The organism is Methyloversatilis sp. S146-33 (assembly GCF_059552495.1).
In genome coordinates, this window is the sequence record NZ_JCANOT010000031.1 from 1 (window position 1) to 15,777 (window position 15,777).

At 65.6% G+C, this 15,777-nt stretch carries 18 protein-coding genes; 1 reads left to right on the forward strand and 17 read right to left on the reverse strand.

Going from position 1 to position 15,777, the window contains the following annotated elements; translation table 11 throughout:
• The 16 genes from AC51BJ_RS12450 to AC51BJ_RS12525 all read right to left on the reverse strand — a co-directional run.
• Positions 1 to 253: TorF family putative porin (locus tag AC51BJ_RS12450; protein WP_496280430.1), on the reverse strand; the 253-nt coding region annotated here is incomplete at its 3' end.
• A 165-nt stretch (positions 254 to 418) separates the two neighbouring features.
• On the reverse strand, positions 419 to 718 hold the full coding sequence (locus tag AC51BJ_RS12455; protein ID WP_430432607.1) for a hypothetical protein: 300 nt from the start codon (positions 716 to 718) through the stop codon (positions 419 to 421).
• Positions 715 to 1,392 carry a hypothetical protein gene (locus AC51BJ_RS12460; RefSeq protein ID WP_430432606.1) on the reverse strand — a complete coding sequence of 226 codons (678 nt, stop codon included), beginning with the start codon at positions 1,390 to 1,392 and terminating at the stop codon, positions 715 to 717. Before AC51BJ_RS12460 ends, AC51BJ_RS12455 begins: the two co-directional genes overlap by 4 nt.
• Complete coding sequence (locus AC51BJ_RS12465) at positions 1,392 to 2,786, reverse strand: APC family permease (RefSeq protein ID WP_024300674.1); 1,395 nt, start codon at positions 2,784 to 2,786, stop codon at positions 1,392 to 1,394. The genes AC51BJ_RS12460 and AC51BJ_RS12465 overlap by 1 nt, the downstream gene beginning before the upstream one ends.
• Positions 2,787 to 2,836: 50 nt before the next feature.
• Entirely contained in the window at positions 2,837 to 2,977 is a 141-nt protein-coding gene (locus tag AC51BJ_RS12470; RefSeq protein ID WP_304033208.1) for a hypothetical protein, read from the reverse strand.
• A 3-nt stretch (positions 2,978 to 2,980) separates the two neighbouring features.
• On the reverse strand, positions 2,981 to 3,382 hold the full coding sequence (locus AC51BJ_RS12475) for a hypothetical protein (protein ID WP_496280431.1): 402 nt from the start codon (positions 3,380 to 3,382) through the stop codon (positions 2,981 to 2,983).
• 11 nt (positions 3,383 to 3,393) lie between these two features.
• A complete protein-coding gene (locus AC51BJ_RS12480; protein ID WP_019915618.1) occupies positions 3,394 to 3,747 on the reverse strand; it encodes a hypothetical protein in 354 nt (117 codons plus the stop codon).
• A gap of 121 nt (positions 3,748 to 3,868) precedes the next feature.
• Positions 3,869 to 4,198: a DMT family transporter gene (locus AC51BJ_RS12485; protein WP_430432603.1), complete on the reverse strand. Its 330-nt coding sequence runs from the start codon at positions 4,196 to 4,198 to the stop codon at positions 3,869 to 3,871.
• 28 nt (positions 4,199 to 4,226) lie between these two features.
• Positions 4,227 to 5,591: an FMN-binding glutamate synthase family protein gene (locus tag AC51BJ_RS12490; RefSeq protein ID WP_019915620.1), complete on the reverse strand. Its 1,365-nt coding sequence runs from the start codon at positions 5,589 to 5,591 to the stop codon at positions 4,227 to 4,229.
• 106 nt (positions 5,592 to 5,697) lie between these two features.
• A complete protein-coding gene (locus AC51BJ_RS12495) occupies positions 5,698 to 6,387 on the reverse strand; it encodes a protein glxC (protein WP_019915621.1) in 690 nt (229 codons plus the stop codon).
• Complete coding sequence (locus tag AC51BJ_RS12500; RefSeq protein WP_020163141.1) at positions 6,375 to 7,283, reverse strand: class II glutamine amidotransferase; 909 nt, start codon at positions 7,281 to 7,283, stop codon at positions 6,375 to 6,377. The genes AC51BJ_RS12495 and AC51BJ_RS12500 overlap by 13 nt, the downstream gene beginning before the upstream one ends.
• A gap of 19 nt (positions 7,284 to 7,302) precedes the next feature.
• Positions 7,303 to 8,631, reverse strand: coding sequence for a type III glutamate--ammonia ligase (gene glnT / locus AC51BJ_RS12505; protein ID WP_019915625.1), 1,329 nt, complete (start codon positions 8,629 to 8,631; stop codon positions 7,303 to 7,305).
• A gap of 73 nt (positions 8,632 to 8,704) precedes the next feature.
• On the reverse strand, positions 8,705 to 9,379 hold the full coding sequence (locus AC51BJ_RS12510; protein ID WP_019915627.1) for a hypothetical protein: 675 nt from the start codon (positions 9,377 to 9,379) through the stop codon (positions 8,705 to 8,707).
• Positions 9,376 to 12,273 (reverse strand): 2Fe-2S iron-sulfur cluster-binding protein, encoded by a 2,898-nt coding sequence (locus AC51BJ_RS12515; protein ID WP_496280432.1) that lies wholly within the window; start codon positions 12,271 to 12,273, stop codon positions 9,376 to 9,378. The genes AC51BJ_RS12510 and AC51BJ_RS12515 overlap by 4 nt, the downstream gene beginning before the upstream one ends.
• Positions 12,273 to 12,530: a sarcosine oxidase subunit delta gene (locus AC51BJ_RS12520; RefSeq protein ID WP_019915629.1), complete on the reverse strand. Its 258-nt coding sequence runs from the start codon at positions 12,528 to 12,530 to the stop codon at positions 12,273 to 12,275. Before AC51BJ_RS12520 ends, AC51BJ_RS12515 begins: the two co-directional genes overlap by 1 nt.
• 28 nt (positions 12,531 to 12,558) lie before the next feature.
• Positions 12,559 to 13,800 carry an FAD-dependent oxidoreductase gene (locus AC51BJ_RS12525; RefSeq protein WP_024300675.1) on the reverse strand — a complete coding sequence of 414 codons (1,242 nt, stop codon included), beginning with the start codon at positions 13,798 to 13,800 and terminating at the stop codon, positions 12,559 to 12,561.
• A gap of 213 nt (positions 13,801 to 14,013) precedes the next feature.
• On the opposite strand from AC51BJ_RS12525, the gene AC51BJ_RS12530 reads away from it, so the two are divergent.
• Complete coding sequence (locus AC51BJ_RS12530) at positions 14,014 to 14,598, forward strand: helix-turn-helix domain-containing protein (RefSeq protein WP_019915631.1); 585 nt, start codon at positions 14,014 to 14,016, stop codon at positions 14,596 to 14,598.
• 69 nt (positions 14,599 to 14,667) lie between these two features.
• Here AC51BJ_RS12530 and AC51BJ_RS12535 read toward each other — a convergent pair whose 3' ends face one another.
• The gene (locus AC51BJ_RS12535) at positions 14,668 to 15,765 is read right to left on the reverse strand and encodes a transglutaminase-like domain-containing protein (RefSeq protein WP_496280433.1); all 1,098 of its coding nucleotides are present in this window, start codon (positions 15,763 to 15,765) and stop codon (positions 14,668 to 14,670) included.
• Positions 15,766 to 15,777 lie beyond the last annotated feature (12 nt).

Consider the following 15,777-nt stretch of genomic DNA (forward strand, 5'->3'; position numbering starts at 1 on the left):
ACAGCGCCAGGTCGCTCACATTGGTGCCCCAGACGCCCAGGTAGGCGCCGCTCGAGTGCGCGAGGTCGAAGCCGCCCTGCACCGCCGGATTCTCCTGCGTGTACGAAATGCCGCGGAAGATGTACTGCGAGAACAGGCCCAGGTTCGCGCTGACCGTGTAGGCCGGCGCGGCGGCTTCCTGCGCGTGGACAGTGACGGAAGCGGCGCACAGCGCGAGCGCGGCCAGCGGGAGGCGTTTGAAGTTCGTTTTCATGATGTCGGAAACCTTTCTGAATGTGCTCCGTGCGCGCGAACGCGTGCCGCGAGCCGGAGGAAGTTCGTTCGAATGCGGATGCCTTGAAAAAGACCCGGTACATGCGGCGCAGGAGGAGCCGCCCCGCATGTACCGGCCAAGGTGAGGACGGTGTGCGCCGCCCCTTCAGCGCTGGCCCGCGCGGACTCGGGCCAGTGTGTGCCTGTAGCGCGCCCATACGTAGGCGTCCATGACCATGACGGCATAGACGAAGAAGCCGCCGGCGTGGCGCCCGACGAAAGAATGCTCGGGCGTCGTCATGTGCCAGCTGACGACGCCGAGGCTGAGCGCGAAGAACAGCATGATCCACGCCCGCACCAGCATGCCGTTCAGCACCTGCCCCATGCCGGGCAGCAGCAGCGCAGCGGCGAGCACGAAGAACGGATGCGGCGGACGGGATGTTGTCGATACGCTTGCGGACGTCATGCAGCTTTCTCCAGTTTCGTGACCTTCAGCGACGAAGCGATGCGCAGTGCGGCGTCGAGCAGCGGCTGCAACAGCTCCGGCTCGATGCGCGTTTCGTCCGGCAGCAGCGAGCGCAGCACCAGGTAGTGCGCGCGCTGTACGCCACCGACGCGGAACACGATGCGCACGCCGCGCGGACTCACCAGCAGTTCCTTGAACGAGGGCTCGTCGATCAGGCTGCCGGCGGCTTCGCGCAGCGCACCCAGCGGCGGCCGCCAGCCGGCCGGGCTCACCTTGGCGATCTGGTGAACCGGCCAGTCGGCGGGCAGATCGATGCGCTCGTCCATGCTGTCCGAGGCCGACCAGAACTCGATGTTCTGCGGCCGCATCAGCAGGTCGAAACGGCCGCCCACCGGCAGCGGCGTGCGCAGCGTCACCGACAGCCACAGCGAGGGCACCTTGCGGTAGCCGACGTGATCGAGCAGGGCCTGCAGCTCGAACTGCGCACCGCCGTAGCGGCCGCTCAGGCGCGGGTACTCGGCGCCCGAATCGGCCACGCCGACGGCGTCGAACATGCCGGCACAGTGGTCGAACACCGCCGCACGCTCGTCGCGGAACTGCCGCTGCGTGCGCTGCTGCCACCACGCGAACAGTCCGCCGCCGAGCAGCAGCGCCGCCATCGTCGCGAGCGTCATCAGTAGCCCTTGGGACGCGGCCACGGCATCGTGAATTGTTCGCCGCGCTTCACGTAGGGATAGCGACGCACGACGAACCAGATCGACACCAGGATGTAGAAGGCCATGATGGACAGCAGCGAGGTGCCGTAGCCCAGATAGGTCGCGAAGTAGGTCGCCCCGCACAGCAGGCCGAGCACGATGCAGGGCAGCGGGTGGTAGGGATGCACGTAACCACGCTCGATCGACCCCAGCGGCCACAGCCGGCGGAAGCGCACGATGTTGAAGGACATGAAGGTGTAACCCAGCAGGCCCGACAGGATGGAGAAGGTGATCACCTGATCGAGCAGCCCGGTAAAGGCGAAGGACACGGCGATCGGGATCAGGAACAGGATGGCGCGATACGGCGTGCGATAGCGCGGATGCACGGCACCGAACCAGTGCGGCATGTAGCGGTCGCGCGACATCGAGAACCAGGCACGCGAGGCGTCGTTGATGCAGCCGTTGGCCGACGCGATGGCCGCGAACATGGTGCCGATGAACAGGATCACTTCCAGCTCGACATTGCCGGTCAGTCGCGCCGCGTCGTACAGCGGCGTCGTCGCCTGGCCGAGGTATTCCCAAGGGATTAGACCGGTGCAGATGTACCAGGTGAGCGAAGCGGCGATCAGCAGCGTCATCATGCCGCCCATGGTGCCGAGCGGAATCGAGCGGCCGGCCGAGCGCACTTCCTCCGCCGCCTGGCAGGTGCCCTCGATGCCGAGGTAGTACCACATGCCGAACTGTAGCGAGGCGAGCACGCCGATCCAGCCGTAGGGCAGATCGGTCAACAGTTCGCTGTGGCGCAGCACGCTCTCGCCGCCGGCGATGCCGGTGGTGCTGAAGAACAGCACCAGGATGGCGAGCACGGCGAAGGCGGTGATGACGAAATTCACCGTCAGCGTCATGAACACGCCGCGGTAGTTCAGCCAGGCGAGGAAGGCGATCGTCAGCACCACGAAGGGCTTGGGGTCGAGTTCCGCACCGTACTGTGCGGCCACCGCATGCAGCAGGTCACCGACCACCAGCGCGTCGGCCGCCTCCAGCATGGTGTAGGCCATCACCAGATAAAGGCCGACGTTGAAGGCCATCAGCGGCCCGATGATGTGCTTGGCCTGTGTGTACTGACCGCCCGCCGCGGCGACCGTTGAGGTCACCTCGGAATCGATCATCGCCACACAGGTATAGAGCAGGCCGATCACCCAGCAGGCGATCAGCGCGCCATAGGCGCCGCCCTTCGCCACCGAGAAGTTCCAGCCCATGTACTCGCCGACCAGCACGATACCGACGCCCAGTGCCCATACGTGCACCGGGCCCAACACTTTCAGCAGTGAAATCTTCTCCTGCTTCCCTGCCGCTGCAGTTGCAGTTCCCATCTTGTTCTCCCGTCTTCACGCACGCCGTTGTGCGTGGTTCGAACCACCCATCACTCGTCGCCTTCGCGCGAGCTGAGCAGGAAGTCTTCGCCGTAGGTGGTGCTGACGAAGCGTGCATCGACCAGCATCCAGCCGACCAGCACGACCGAGATGCCCCAGGCCGCATATTCCAGTGCCGTCCAGAAATCCATGACTCAGTCCTCCTTGCCGGCGCGCGGGCCGAAGCGCTCGTTGATGACTTCGCGGTACTCGCGGTCGGACACCTTGAGCACGAAGAAGAAGTACACGGCGATCACGGCGATCGTGATGCCGAGCGACCACGGTTCGATCTCGTAGCTGAACTTCTTGCTGACGATGGGCTCAGCCGACTCGGCATCGAAGCCGAGCTTCTGCCACTGGGCGGCCATCGTTTCGTTCTGCTTCATCGCTTCCCAGGTCGCGACCGGCTTCTCGGCCGGCGCTTCCGATTCGGCGGCGGTGCCGCCGAGCAGCAGCGGCGCGAGCAGGCTCAGGTACACCAGCGCGAGCACGACCATGGCGTCGACGAACTGACCGAAGCCCTTCTGCACAGGGGGTTTGTAGGCATTGCGGGACATGTGTGCGCTCCTCAGCCGATGTCGACGTGAGCCGGACGCAGTGCGGCCTTGCGGGCACGGGCGCGGTGTTCGTCGAGGTGGTGGATGTCGATGCCGTAGATGTGTTCGCGGTCTTCGGCGTAATGACGAAGCATGGCGATCACCGATGCCGTGTTGAACAGCAGTACGAGCGCGCCGGCCACGGTCAGCACGATGCCGACGGGCGAGCCGAGGAAGCCGTGCGGGACGGCGAAGTACACATAGCCCAGCGCAAGCCACAGACCGAGCAGGGCGCCCAGAGACATGGCCTTGTCGCGACCGAACATGCTGTTGATGCGGCGTTCGAGCGCGGGGTTTGCGGGGTGTTTGCTTTTGCTTTGATCCATCTTGCTCTCCTCCTTTATGGGTGCATTTTTTGATGGGATGAAATCGTCAGCAGCAGATGTGGAACGTCGGATGTGCGGTGGTGGGTTCTCCTCGGAAAAGTGTCTGTGGGTGTTGCGTCGTTCAGGCCTGCGACTTCGAGAAAAGCTGGATCACGGCGACCCCGCTCACGATAAGGGCGATGCCCGCGAGCGCCGCCGCATCGAGTCGCTGACCGAATGCGATGAGGCCGATTATTGATATCGCGACGATGCCGACGCCCGACCACACCGCGTAGGCGATGCCGATCGGTATGGTCTTCAGCGACAGCGACATCAGAGAGAAAGCGATGACGTAACCGACGACCGTGAACGCCAGAGGCAGCGGATGTGACAGACCCTCCACCTGTTTGAGCGCACTCGTTGCAATGACCTCTGCAACGATGGCGCCCAGCAGGAAGAGCCAGCCGGTCACGTCCGCAGACTCCTCATGGCGGCGTGGATCAGTAGCCGTTGTGGCCCGGGATCCAGCTGGTGCCCGCCAGCGGGATGCGCGCCATGGCGGCGGCTTCCAGCGTCAGGGCGACCAGGTCTTCGCGCTCCAGGTGATGCACGTTCTGCTTGCCGCAGGCACGGGCGATCGTGGTCAGTTCCATGTTCAGCGTCTTCAGGTAGTTCTTGACGCGACGGGCGCCGACATCCGGCTGCAGGCGCTGTTCGAGCACGGAATCCTGCGTGGTCACGCCGACCGGGCACTTGCCGGTGTGGCAGTGGTGGCAGAAGCCGGGCGTGGTGCCGAGCGCGTCGTAACCTTCCAGTGCCGACATGTGCTGACCGTTCTGGATGTAGGTTTCCGAGTTACAGCCGAGCGCGTACAGGATGCCCTGACCGATGGCGACGGCGTCGGCGCCCATGGCCAGCGCCTTGGCGACGTCGGCGCCGCTGCGGATGCCGCCGGACACGATGAGCTGCACTTCGCCCTTCATGTTCAGGTCTTCCAGCGCGTCGACCGCCTGGCGGACTGCGGCCAGCGTCGGGATGCCGATGTGTTCGATGTAGCAGGTCTGCGTCGCCGCGGTACCGCCCTGCATGCCATCAACCACCACCACGTCGGCGCCGGCATGAACGGCCAGCTTGACGTCGTTGAAGGTGCGGGTGGCGCCGACCTTCACGTAGATCGGCTTTTCCCAGTCGGTCAGTTCGCGCAGTTCCTGGATCTTGATCGCCAGATCGTCAGGACCGGTCCAGTCCGGGTGACGGCAGGCCGAGCGCTGATCGACGCCTTGCGGCAGCGTGCGCATCTTGGCCACGCGCGGGTTCACCTTCTGGCCCAGCAGCATGCCGCCGCCGCCCGGCTTGGCGCCCTGGCCGATCACCACTTCGATGGCGTCGGCGCGACGCACGTCGTCCGGGTTGAAGCCGTAACGCGACGGCAGGCACTGGTACACCAGCGTCTTCGACGAGTTGCGCTCTTCCGGCGTCATGCCGCCGTCACCGGTGGTCGTGGTGGTGCCCATCTCGGTGGCGGCACGACCCAGCGATTCCTTCACGTTGGCCGACAGCGCGCCGAAGCTCATGCCGGCGACGGTGATCGGGATGTCCAGCTCGAGCGGCTTCTTGGCGAAGCGGGTGCCGAGGATGGTCTTGGTGACGCACTTCTCGCGATAGCCCTCGAGCGGGTAACGCGACAGCGAACCGGCGAGGAAGACCAGGTCGTCAAAATGCGGCAGCTTGCGCTTGGCGCCCATGCCGCGGATTTCGTACAGGCCGTGCGCCGCCGCGTTCTGGATGTAGTCGATGACGCTGCGGTCGAAGCTGGCGGACTCCTCGCGGGAGACGCGCTTGAACGATACGGGTTTGATGTCCATGTTGAGTCCTTGATGTATCCGTGTCTGCACCGGAGGAAGCACCGGGTCGTCCCAAGCTTCCTCGCCGCCCCTCGGGGCCCGGAGCGGCAGCGCCGCTCCGTGTGGGTCAATACTCCTGGTTCGCGTCGGCGTTCCAGTGGTACAGGGAACGCGCGGAAGCGATGCGCTTGAAGCTCTTCGGGTCGTGCTCGAGACCGGCCTTGGACAGCAGTTCGGCCAGCGTCGCGTAGTCGGCGTCGGTCATGTCCTCGAAGCGGGCATCGGCACCGAGCGACTTGACGTTGCCGCGCAGGTAGATAACCGCCTCGTACAGCGAGTCGCCGAGCGCGTCGCCGGCGTCGCCACAGATGACCATGTGGCCGGCCTGGGCCATGAAGCCGGAGAAGCTGCCGACGCTGCCGCCGACGACGATGTCGCCGCCCTTCAGCGAGATGCCGCAGCGCAGACCGGCGTCACCGTCGATCACCAGCAGACCGCCGTGGGCGGTGGCGCCGGCGCCGTTCGAGGCAAAGCCCTTCACATGCACGGTGCCGCTCATCATGTTCTCGGCGACACCGGTGCCGGCGCTGCCGTGGATGACGACGCGAGCGTGCTTGTTCATGCCGGCGGCGTAGTAACCCGCATGGCCATGCACCTCGACCGTGACCGGCTGGTTCAGGCCGACCGCGATGTTGTGCGCGCCGTCCGGGTTCAGCACCGAAATGTGGCGCTTGTCGCCCTCCTCAAGACCCTTGTGCAGGAAGGTGTTCATCTCGGTCAGCGACGAGCTGGCGAGATCAAAGGTCATGCGTTCCATACGTACATCTCCTCGGGCGCGGGTTCGAACACGTTGGCGTGCTTGACGCCAGGCAGGTGGGCCAGCGAACGGAACTCCGACGCGATCGCGACGTAGTCGTCGGTTTCGGCCACAACGGCGGGCTTGCAGGCGAAGGGGTCGCGGATCAGCGCAAGCTTGTCCGGCGTGCCCATCAGGAAAGTGAAGAAGCCGTCGAGTTCGTCGAAGCCCTTCTGCAGCGCGACTTCCAGGTCGTCGCCTTCACGCAGACGCCATTCGAGGAAGCGGCAGGCGGCTTCGGTGTCGTTGTCGGTTTCGAAGTGGATGCCGGCCGGCGTCAGCTTGCGGCGGATCGAGTTCGGGTTCGACAGCGAACCGTTGTGCACCAGGCAGAAGTCTTCGCCGGCGGTGAAGGGGTGTGCGCGATCCGGCGTCACCGCCGATTCGGTCGCCATGCGGGTGTGACCCACCAGGTGCGAACCCTTCATCGACTTGAAGTCGTAGCGGTCTGCGACCTGCGCCGGCGTGCCGATGTCCTTGTACAGGTCGATGGTGCGACCGGTGCTCAGGATGTGCAGCTTCGGATGGTTCTCGCGCAGCCAGCGCTTGACCAGTTCCGGCGACACGGCGAAGGACAGCACGGCATGGTTGTGCTTGACGTCGATGTGCGCATCGACATCGAGGTGTTCCTTCAGCGCGTGCGTCAGGCCGTGCCAGTTGAAGTCGGCACCGTCGTCGGTGAGACCCGAGTACAGGCTCAGCTTGCGCGAGTTCTCAGCAAGCGTGTCGCCGAACACGGCCAGACCCGCCGAGTCCGGACCGCGCTCGGTCATGCCGATCAGCATGGGCACCATCAGTTCGCCCAGGCGTTCCTTCAATGCCGGTGTCTTGACCAGCAAACCCACGATTCCACACATAACAGTTCTCCGGGGATGATCAGAAGAATTCGAGGTAGCTGTTCACTTCCCAATCGGAAACGTGACGCATGTACTCGACCCACTCCATATGCTTGAGACGCAGGAACTCGTCGACGACCGGACCCAGAGCACCACGGATCACTTCGTCCTTTTCGAGCGCCACCAGCGCCTCATGCAGGTTCTGCGGCAGTACGCGGATGCCGGCGGCATCGAGCTGCGCCTGGCTGTAGTCGTACAGGTTGTCGTTCTGCGGCGCGCCCGGATCGAGCTCGTTGATCACCCCGTCCATGCCGGCGGCGATGACCGCGGCCGTCGCGAGGTAAGCGTTGCAGGAAGCGTCCGGCAGGCGCAGTTCCAGGCGGCCGCCCGGGCTGCGGATCATGCCGCTGCGGTTGTTGCCGCCGTAGCAGATGTAGGCCGGTGCCCAGGTGGCGCCGGTCAGCGAGCGACCGACCACCAGACGCTTGTATGAATTGACCGTCGGGCAGCACAGCGCAGCCAGTGCCGGCGCGTGCTTGAGCAGGCCGGCGGCCCAGTGGTAGGCCAGCTTGGACAGGGCGAGGCCGTTCTTGTCCGACTTGTCCTCGAACAGGTTGCGCTTGCCGTCGCCGATGCTCATGTGCATGTGCAGGCCGTTGCCCGGACGGTTCGAGAACGGCTTGGGCATGAAGGAGCAGATCAGGCCCAGTTCGGCGGCGATCTCCGCGGCACCCATCTTGAAGAAGGTGTAGTGGTCGCAGGAGGTCAGCGCGTCGGTGAAGGTGTAGTTGATTTCGAACTGGCCGTTCGCGTCTTCGTGGTCGATCTGATAGACGTCGATGCCGACCGCGCGCAGCGATTCGGACAGGCGTTCGAGGAAGACGCGGGCGCGCGACAGGCCCTTGTAGTCGTAACAGGGCTTGGACAGCGTGTCGCCCGGGTCGGCCGGCAGGATCTTGCCTTCGACCTTGCGCAGCAGCGAGAACTCCGGCTCCATGCCAGTGAAGAAGGTCCAGCCGCGTGCGGTGATCTGCTCCAGCTGCTTCTTCAGCACGACGCGGGTGTCGTACTCGTGCGGCTTGCCATGGGTGTGACCGTCACAGGCGATGCGGGCGTAGCCCGGCTGCCAGGGCACCAGCGACAGCGTCGACGCGTCGCCGACGGCCATGTAGTCGGCGTCGACATTGGGCGTCATGCCCATGCCCCAGATCGCGAAACCGGCGAAGCCGGCGCCATCCGTGACCACGGTCTTGTAGTGCTCGGCCGGAACCGACTTCGTCTTGGCCGAACCGTGGATATCCACGAACTGCGCGAGGATGTACTTGACCTCGTTTTCCTTCAGGAACTGCTGTGCTTCGCTGGGTGACATCACATTCCCTCCCTGTCCAAACGGCTCTGATCCCACTGATTTGCGTCAGCTTCGATGACGCGCTCTTTGCTTGTTATTGCTGTGCAATCCGCCCGAGTGCATCGAGGCCGACTGCTCCACCTCCGAGATCCGCAGCCACCTCGACCAGCGTGGCCCACAGATAGCCGCCGTAGGTGCCGTCGCACCACAGGCGGAAATACGTGCCGTCGGCGCCGTCGAGCGCGATCGCGGTGACGCCGACGCCGACCATCGAGGTCATCACCAGCGGTTGCGCGCTCGGCGACAGGCTGGCGAAGTCGAAGGCGCAGGTCTGGCGGGTCAGTTCGATCGCGTTGCGGCCGGTGATCACCAGCGCGGCGTCGTAGCGCGGCACCGGATAGACGCCGGCGCCCGGCGCGGTGGCGAGCATCGTGGCGGCACGACTGCCGCCGGCGACGTCCTCGACCAGGAACTCGGTATTGCCCATGCGCAGCACCAGCGTGCCGTCATCGAGTCGCAGATAGCTGTTCGGCCGTTCCGGCGTGGCGATGCCGAGCGCGTTGAGCCAGGCGGCGGCGCCCGGTCCCTTGACGCCGGCACGGCGGCGGAACGACAGGTCGCCGATACCGGCCAGCGGCACACGTGCAGCGTCGGCCGAACCGTAGGCGGCGACGCTCTGCATCGTTTCGACCTGGGTCCACTTCGCCGCGTGCGGCGCCTGTTCGTCGAACAGCGGACTGATGCGAGTAGGGGCGAAGGGGGCGTTCATTCGATTTCCTTCTGGCGTTCGTCTTTCGGGTCGAAGAAGGGCGTGCTGCAGACCTCGGCCGCGACCATGCTGCCGTCCGTGATGCGGATCGAGAACGGCGTACCCGGCTCGGTCATGCTGGGCAGCACGAAGGCCAGACCGATGTAGCGACCGACGTGCGGGCTCCACGAAATGCTGGTCACGCGGCCGGCGATGTCACCGTTCTCGATGATCAGGTGGCATTCCTTGGGCACTTCGCCGCTGTAGTTCTCGGCCAGGCGGAAGCCGACCAGCTTGCGCTTGAGCGGCATCTTCTTGACGATCTGCAGCGAGCGCTTGCCGGTGAAGAAGGGCTTGTCGAGCTTGACCGCCCAGTCCATGCCGACCTCGAACGGATTGGTCAGGCCGTCGGTGTCCTGGCTCACGATCAGGTGGCCCTTCTCCAGGCGCAGCAGACGCTGGGCCTCGACACCGAAGGGGCCGATGCCCGCCGATTCCCCGGCCTTCATCAGCGCGTCCCACAGCGTCGGGCCGTATTCGGCCGGCACGTGGATTTCGTAGCCCCATTCGCCGACGAAACCGACCCGCATCATGCGCACCGGAATGCCGGCGACGCTGCCGCTGCGCACCGCCAGGTAGGGGAAGGCCGCCGACGACAGGTCCATGTCGGTCAGCTGGGCCAGTACCTTGCGCGACGCCGGGCCGGCGAGGTTCATCGCCGAGTACGAGCCGGTCAGGTTGATCAGGCCGCAGTCCAGCTTCCACTCGATGTTCAGGCGCGACAGTTCGCGATAGACGGTGGCCGCACCCGAGCTGGTGGTGGTGAAGTAGAAGACGTCCTCGGCCACCCGGGCCACCACGCCTTCGTCGCTCAGCACGCCGGACTCGTCACACATGACGGCGTAGCGCGTGGCGCCCACCTTCATGTTGTCGTAGCGGCCGGTGTAGCAGCGGTTCAGGAACTCGGCCGCCTGCGGACCGCGGATTTCCAGCTTGCCCAGCGTACCGACGTCGATCAGCGCGACAGCGGTGCGCACGCGGCGCGCTTCTTCGCGGATGCAGTCGATGCGCGACTTGCCCTCGACCGCGTAGTACTCCGGACGCTCCCACGCGCCGGCCTGCATGAACACCGCACCGAGCGCAGCGTGACGGCCGTGCAGCGGCGAGTGGCGCTGCGGGCTGAAGCCGCGACCGGCCAGGTGCGACAGCGGCACCGGGTGGAAGAAGGGGCGCGCGGTCGTGGTACCGACCTGCTGCGGCGACTTGCCGGTCAGGCGGGCGAGGATGCGCAGCGCCGTCATGTTCGAGTGCTTGCCCTGGCTGGGGCCCATGCCGACGGTCGAGAAGCGCTTCAGCAGCTCGATGTTGTCGTAGCCTTCCTGCACCGCGTTCTCGAAATCCTTCACCTGCAGGTCTTCGTCGAAATCGACGAAGTTCTTGCCGTCCGGATGGGCGACGATGGGCCAGGCGTGCGACGGCGATTCGGTTTCGGGCGGCACGTCGACGCTGCCCGCCGTGCCGTGACCGGCGTGCGCCGCGGCGGCGAGACCGGCGCGCTGGCCGTCGGCGATGCGCGACTCCAGCTTGAACACGCCATTGACGCGACCACAGGCGAACACGCCTTCCGGCAGCTGGTCCGGCACGAACTGCTGCAGCAGTTCGTCGAAGCGCATCTTGGTGCCGGCCTGGTACAGCAGGTTGGCAGCCGGCGCCCAGCCGGTGCTCATGGCCAGACCATCACAGGCGATGCGACGCTGCGAACCCGACACCACGCGGCCCGAGCCGTCGATGCGGCAGGCGGTGATGCCGGCCAATTCGCCCTTGCCGTCGGCGTGCGCCTCATAGACGGCGTGGCCGGCGAGGATTTCGACACCCTTGGCGCGCAGTGCGTCGGCTTGTGCCGACGGCGGCACGCTGGCGCGCATGTCGAGCACGGCGGCGACGCTGGCGCCGGCAGCGATCAGGTCGAGCGCGACGCGGTAACCGTCGGCGTTGGCCGCCAACACGACGGCGTTGCCCGCCGGCTTGACAGCGTAGCGATAGATCAGGCGCTGCATCGCCGAGCCGTTCATGACGCCCGGCAGGTCGTTGTTGCGGAACACCGCCGGCTGTTCGAAGGCGCCGCTGGCAACGATGACCGCCTTGGCGCGCATCTTCGTCATCTTGTCGGCGTCGATCAGCGGCACCCACTGGTCGGCGTAATAGGCACCGGCGTAGGTACCTTCCAGCAGACGGATGTTGGCGTGCGCCTTCACCTTGTCGAGCAGCGCGCGGGTCTGCTGACGACGGATGGCGTCGCCGCCGAGCTGATAGAGGCCGCTGCCACCGGCGCGTGCGTTCTCATCGCAGATCACCACGCGGGCACCGGCATCGGCGGCCGACAGCGCGGCCGACAGACCGGACGGACCGGCGCCGATCACCAGCACGTCGCAGAAGTCGTAGCGCTTGGCAGTGCGGATGTGCGGCGTCGAGAAGTCGACCACGCCGAGGCCGGTGATGCGGCGGAACACGCGCTCCCACATCGGGAACAGGCGCTTGTTGTGGAAGGCCTTGTAGTAGAAGCCGACCGGCAGGAAGCGGGCGAACATGCCCAGGTGACGCGCGCGGTCATTGGCCAGACCGCCGAAGGTGTTCACCGCGGTCAGGTCCATGCCCTCGCGCACGGCGACCACGTCGCCGCGGGTGTTCAGCTTCTGGCCGTCCTGCACCATCACGTTCACGTCGTGGTTGGCGGCAGACAGGATGCCGCGCACGCGGTGGTACTTGAAGCTGCGGCCCTGGCTGCGCTGACCGGCCGCCCACAGCGCGCTGGCGATGCTGTCGCCAGCGACGGCTTCAAAGGCGCGACCTTCAAAACGGAACCGGACAGTGCGGCTGCGATCGAGCCACTCGTCGGGCATTGCGGGCAGGCGCATCACTTGTCTTCTCCATGCAGATAGGTGCGCAGCACCTTGTCCTTTTCGGTATCGCGCTCGGCGATGAACCAGGTGTTCGACGGCGTGTGGCACCACCATTCCTTCTTCACGCCGGGTGCGCCATTGCGGTTGAACACGTAGTCGGCCCACTGCTCGTCGGTGCAGGTGTCGGCGTCGGGTGCCGGACGGATTTCGCCCCAGTAGGCGAACTCCGAGATCGGACGCGTGCCGTTCATCGGACAGGTCATCAGTTTCATGTCGTCGTCTCCGCTCTCTGTTCGGCGCTCAGTGACCCACGCTCGCCGCACCCTTCTCGCCGGTCAGCGAGTAGTTGCGGAAGCGGTCGAGCGAGAAGCCGGTGATCAGCTCGTGCGGCTTGTCATTGACGGCGGTCCAGGCCATGGTCTTGCCGCAGACCGGCGTCGCCTTGAAGCCCCAGGTACCCCAGCCGGAATCGAGGTAGAAACCTTCGACCGGGGTCAGACCCATGATGGGCGCGAAGTCCGGCGTCATGTCGGCCATGCCGGCCCACTGGCGCACCACCTTGGAATGCGACAGGAAGGGGAACATGTCCAGCAGGTGAGCGGCGAGGCCTTCCGGGAAGTCCAGCGTCGACCGCGTCGATTGCACTTCGTACGGATCGAGCGAGGCGCCCATCACCAGTTCGCCGCGGGCGCTCTGGCTGACATAGATATGCAGGCTGCCGGACACCAGGATGGTGTCGAGCCAGGGCTTCATCGGCTCGCTCACCATGGCCTGCAGCGGATGCACGAAGATGGGCGTCTTGAAGCCCACCATGTCGGTGATGCGCGGCGTAAAGCCGGCGACCGCACAGATGACCTTGTTGGTCGAGATGAAACCCTTGGTGGTGTGTACACCGACCACCTTGCCACCCTTGACCTCGATGCCGGTGACTGCGGTCTGCTGGTGGATTTCCGCACCGCGCATGTCCGCACCGCGACCGTAACCCCAGGCCACCGCGTCGTGGCGGGCCACGGCACCCGGCGCGTGGTACAGCGCGCCCTGGATCGGCGCGTGGCCGCCACAGGACAGATCGATCTGCGGGGTCTGGCGCTTCACTTCTTCCGGACCCACCACTTCGGACGCGATGCCGTAGTGCTTGTTCACCTCTGCGCGCCAGCGCATGGTGCGCATCGCGGAGTCGGTGTGGGCCAGCGTGAAGTGGCCGCGCGTCGAGTAGAAGAGGTTGAGGTCGAACTCGGTCGACAGGTCCTGCCACAGCTGGACCGACTTGTCGTAGAACTTGACGCCTTCGGGCGTCAGGTAGTTCGAGCGGATGATGGTGGTGTTGCGGCCGGTGTTGCCGCCACCGATATAGCCCTTTTCGAGCACCGCCACGTTGGTGATGCCGTGATCACGGGCGAGGTAGTAGGCGCTGGAGAGGCCGTGGCCACCCCCGCCGATGATCACCACGTCGTACGAGGGCTTGAGCTTGTCGTGAGCCGTAAACATCCGGGGTTCCGGATGGGACTTCGACAGACCGAATCGCAATAGGCGCCAGGGCATGTGCTTTCCTGTAGTCCAGACTGAAAGGGTGTCGCTTCTGCTGCAATGCAGCGTGTTTCGGGTGAAGCAACTTTTTTTCGAATCATGAACCTTTTTGTACCCAAGTCAACTTAAATTCTTCTTATGAAACCCCGCGTGTAAGATAACGGTCACAAGGGACAGGTAGAGGCCCAGTCTGGAGGCGGAAAAGCAATGAGTACACAAGACGGCGTCATGGAAGGGGAGCTGGAGCGCTACCTCGGAAACACCATCCGGGAGCTGCGCCGGGCGCACGGCCTGACGATTGCCGATATTTCGGAGCGCGCCGACATCAGCCGCGGCATGCTGTCGCGCATCGAGAACGGCCAGACCGCGACCAGCCTCGACGCGCTGTCACGCATCGCGCGCGCGCTCGGCGTGTCGCTGTCGGCGCTGTTCAAGAACTACGAGACGGAGGGCGGCGGCGCGCAGCTGATCAAGGCCGGCGAGAGCATGGAAGTGGCCCGCCGCGGCACACGCAGCGGTCACACCTACCACCTGCTGTCCTACCACCAGGGCCCGACCAAGCTGTTCGAGCCCTTCCTGATCACGATCGAGCAGGAAAGCGAAACCTTCCCGGTGTTCGAACACCCGGGCACGGAGTTCATCTACATGCTGGAGGGCCGCATCGAGTACCGGCACGGCAAGACGGTGTACGACCTGCAGCCGGGCGACGCGCTCACCTTCGACGGCAACGTGCCGCACGGCCCGGAAAAGCTGACCAAGGTGCCCATCCGCTTCCTGTCGATCACGATCTACCCGGAAGCCGGGCATGAGTGAGTGTTTCAGGAGCAGGGGCTAGAGACCAGGGGTCAGGGGCTGGAGCGCCCCTGACCAGCACCTTTCAGCTCAGGCGACGACTTCCCTTGAAGTGATGGTGTAGCTGAAACCGGCCGGGTCGAGGCTGTCAAGGCGACCGGCAGCGGTTTCGCCCTGCGGATACATCAGGAAGGGCACGGCGGCGCCGTTCGACCCAGGCAGTGCGATGTCGTGAGCGACGTTGTAGGCCAGCCAGTTCATTTCCCACGCGCCGAAAAGCTTCTTCCGCGCGGCAACGACGACGTCGTCCTTCAGCGTCAGCCCCGGACGCTCTTCCAGCACCACCTTCCGCACGTCGGCCGGATCGACCGGCACCCAGCCGTAGCCGGCCAGCCACACCTCGGCGCGGCAGTGCTGCGCCTTCGTGATGTCGCCGCTCTTGCCCAGGCTCTTGTAGCCGAACTTCGAATCGGCCACGCGGATGCCATAGACGTCGCGCGCCGGCAGTCCGACCGAGCGGGCAAGGCCGACGAACAACGCATTCAGGTCGGCGCACTTGCCCGACAAGTTGCCGCTTTCCAGCATGCTGCGGATGTCGCCCAGTCCACAGCCGCGCGTCTTCGGGTTGCGCTCCGTGTTGTCGCAGATCCACTCGTACAGCGCACGGGCGCGGTCGGTGTCGGTCTTCGCGCCGCGCGTCGCCTTCTGCGCGGTGTCGAGCACGATGCCGTCGGTCGGCAGCAGTTCGGTCGGCTGCGTGAACAGGCGCCGCTCGGCCGCGTCGAGCGGCGGTACCGCGCTCGGCGCAGCGAAGTCGATCGCGCGGTCGCGGGTGGCGAAGCGGCTGACCACCTCGATCTCCGGGGCCGCCTGCCCGGCGCTCCACTGCGCGACCAGCATGCGTGCGCCATAGACCGTGTCCTCGGCTACACCGGCGCGCGCGGCGTTGCCGCTCCATTCGTTGCCCAGCGTGCGGATCCAGTCGTCGTTGTTCAGCGACGGCAGCGGAATCCACACCGTTACCGCCTGATCGCTGGCCACCGGCGTCACCCGGGTCACCACCTCGTAGGAGCGCCAACCACTCGCCGGCGACGGATCGAAGCCGGCCGGGGCGGCGCGCAACGCGCCGGGCAGTGAGGCCGACAGGCCGGCCAGCGCACTGGCGTGAATGAAACGACGACGATCCATGGACATTCTCCA

Bases quoted from the DNA above. Each gene is read 5' to 3' on its own strand.
- AC51BJ_RS12480 (WP_019915618.1), bottom strand. From the start codon at position 3,747: ATGGATCAAAGCAAAAGCAAACACCCCGCAAACCCCGCGCTCGAACGC.
- AC51BJ_RS12495 (WP_019915621.1), bottom strand. From the start codon at position 6,387: ATGGAACGCATGACCTTTGATCTCGCCAGCTCGTCGCTGACCGAGATG.
- AC51BJ_RS12455 (WP_430432607.1), bottom strand. From the start codon at position 718: ATGACGTCCGCAAGCGTATCGACAACATCCCGTCCGCCGCATCCGTTC.
- AC51BJ_RS12525 (WP_024300675.1), bottom strand. From the start codon at position 13,800: ATGCCCTGGCGCCTATTGCGATTCGGTCTGTCGAAGTCCCATCCGGAA.
- AC51BJ_RS12465 (WP_024300674.1), bottom strand. From the start codon at position 2,786: ATGGGAACTGCAACTGCAGCGGCAGGGAAGCAGGAGAAGATTTCACTG.
- AC51BJ_RS12490 (WP_019915620.1), bottom strand. From the start codon at position 5,591: ATGGACATCAAACCCGTATCGTTCAAGCGCGTCTCCCGCGAGGAGTCC.
- AC51BJ_RS12460 (WP_430432606.1), bottom strand. From the start codon at position 1,392: ATGACGCTCGCGACGATGGCGGCGCTGCTGCTCGGCGGCGGACTGTTC.
- AC51BJ_RS12520 (WP_019915629.1), bottom strand. From the start codon at position 12,530: ATGAAACTGATGACCTGTCCGATGAACGGCACGCGTCCGATCTCGGAG.
- AC51BJ_RS12535 (WP_496280433.1), bottom strand. From the start codon at position 15,765: ATGGATCGTCGTCGTTTCATTCACGCCAGTGCGCTGGCCGGCCTGTCG.
- glnT (WP_019915625.1), bottom strand. From the start codon at position 8,631: ATGTCACCCAGCGAAGCACAGCAGTTCCTGAAGGAAAACGAGGTCAAG.
- AC51BJ_RS12475 (WP_496280431.1), bottom strand. From the start codon at position 3,382: ATGTCCCGCAATGCCTACAAACCCCCTGTGCAGAAGGGCTTCGGTCAG.
- AC51BJ_RS12470 (WP_304033208.1), bottom strand. From the start codon at position 2,977: ATGGATTTCTGGACGGCACTGGAATATGCGGCCTGGGGCATCTCGGTC.
- AC51BJ_RS12515 (WP_496280432.1), bottom strand. From the start codon at position 12,273: ATGCGCCTGCCCGCAATGCCCGACGAGTGGCTCGATCGCAGCCGCACT.
- AC51BJ_RS12510 (WP_019915627.1), bottom strand. From the start codon at position 9,379: ATGAACGCCCCCTTCGCCCCTACTCGCATCAGTCCGCTGTTCGACGAA.
- AC51BJ_RS12500 (WP_020163141.1), bottom strand. From the start codon at position 7,283: ATGTGTGGAATCGTGGGTTTGCTGGTCAAGACACCGGCATTGAAGGAA.
- AC51BJ_RS12530 (WP_019915631.1), top strand. From the start codon at position 14,014: ATGGAAGGGGAGCTGGAGCGCTACCTCGGAAACACCATCCGGGAGCTG.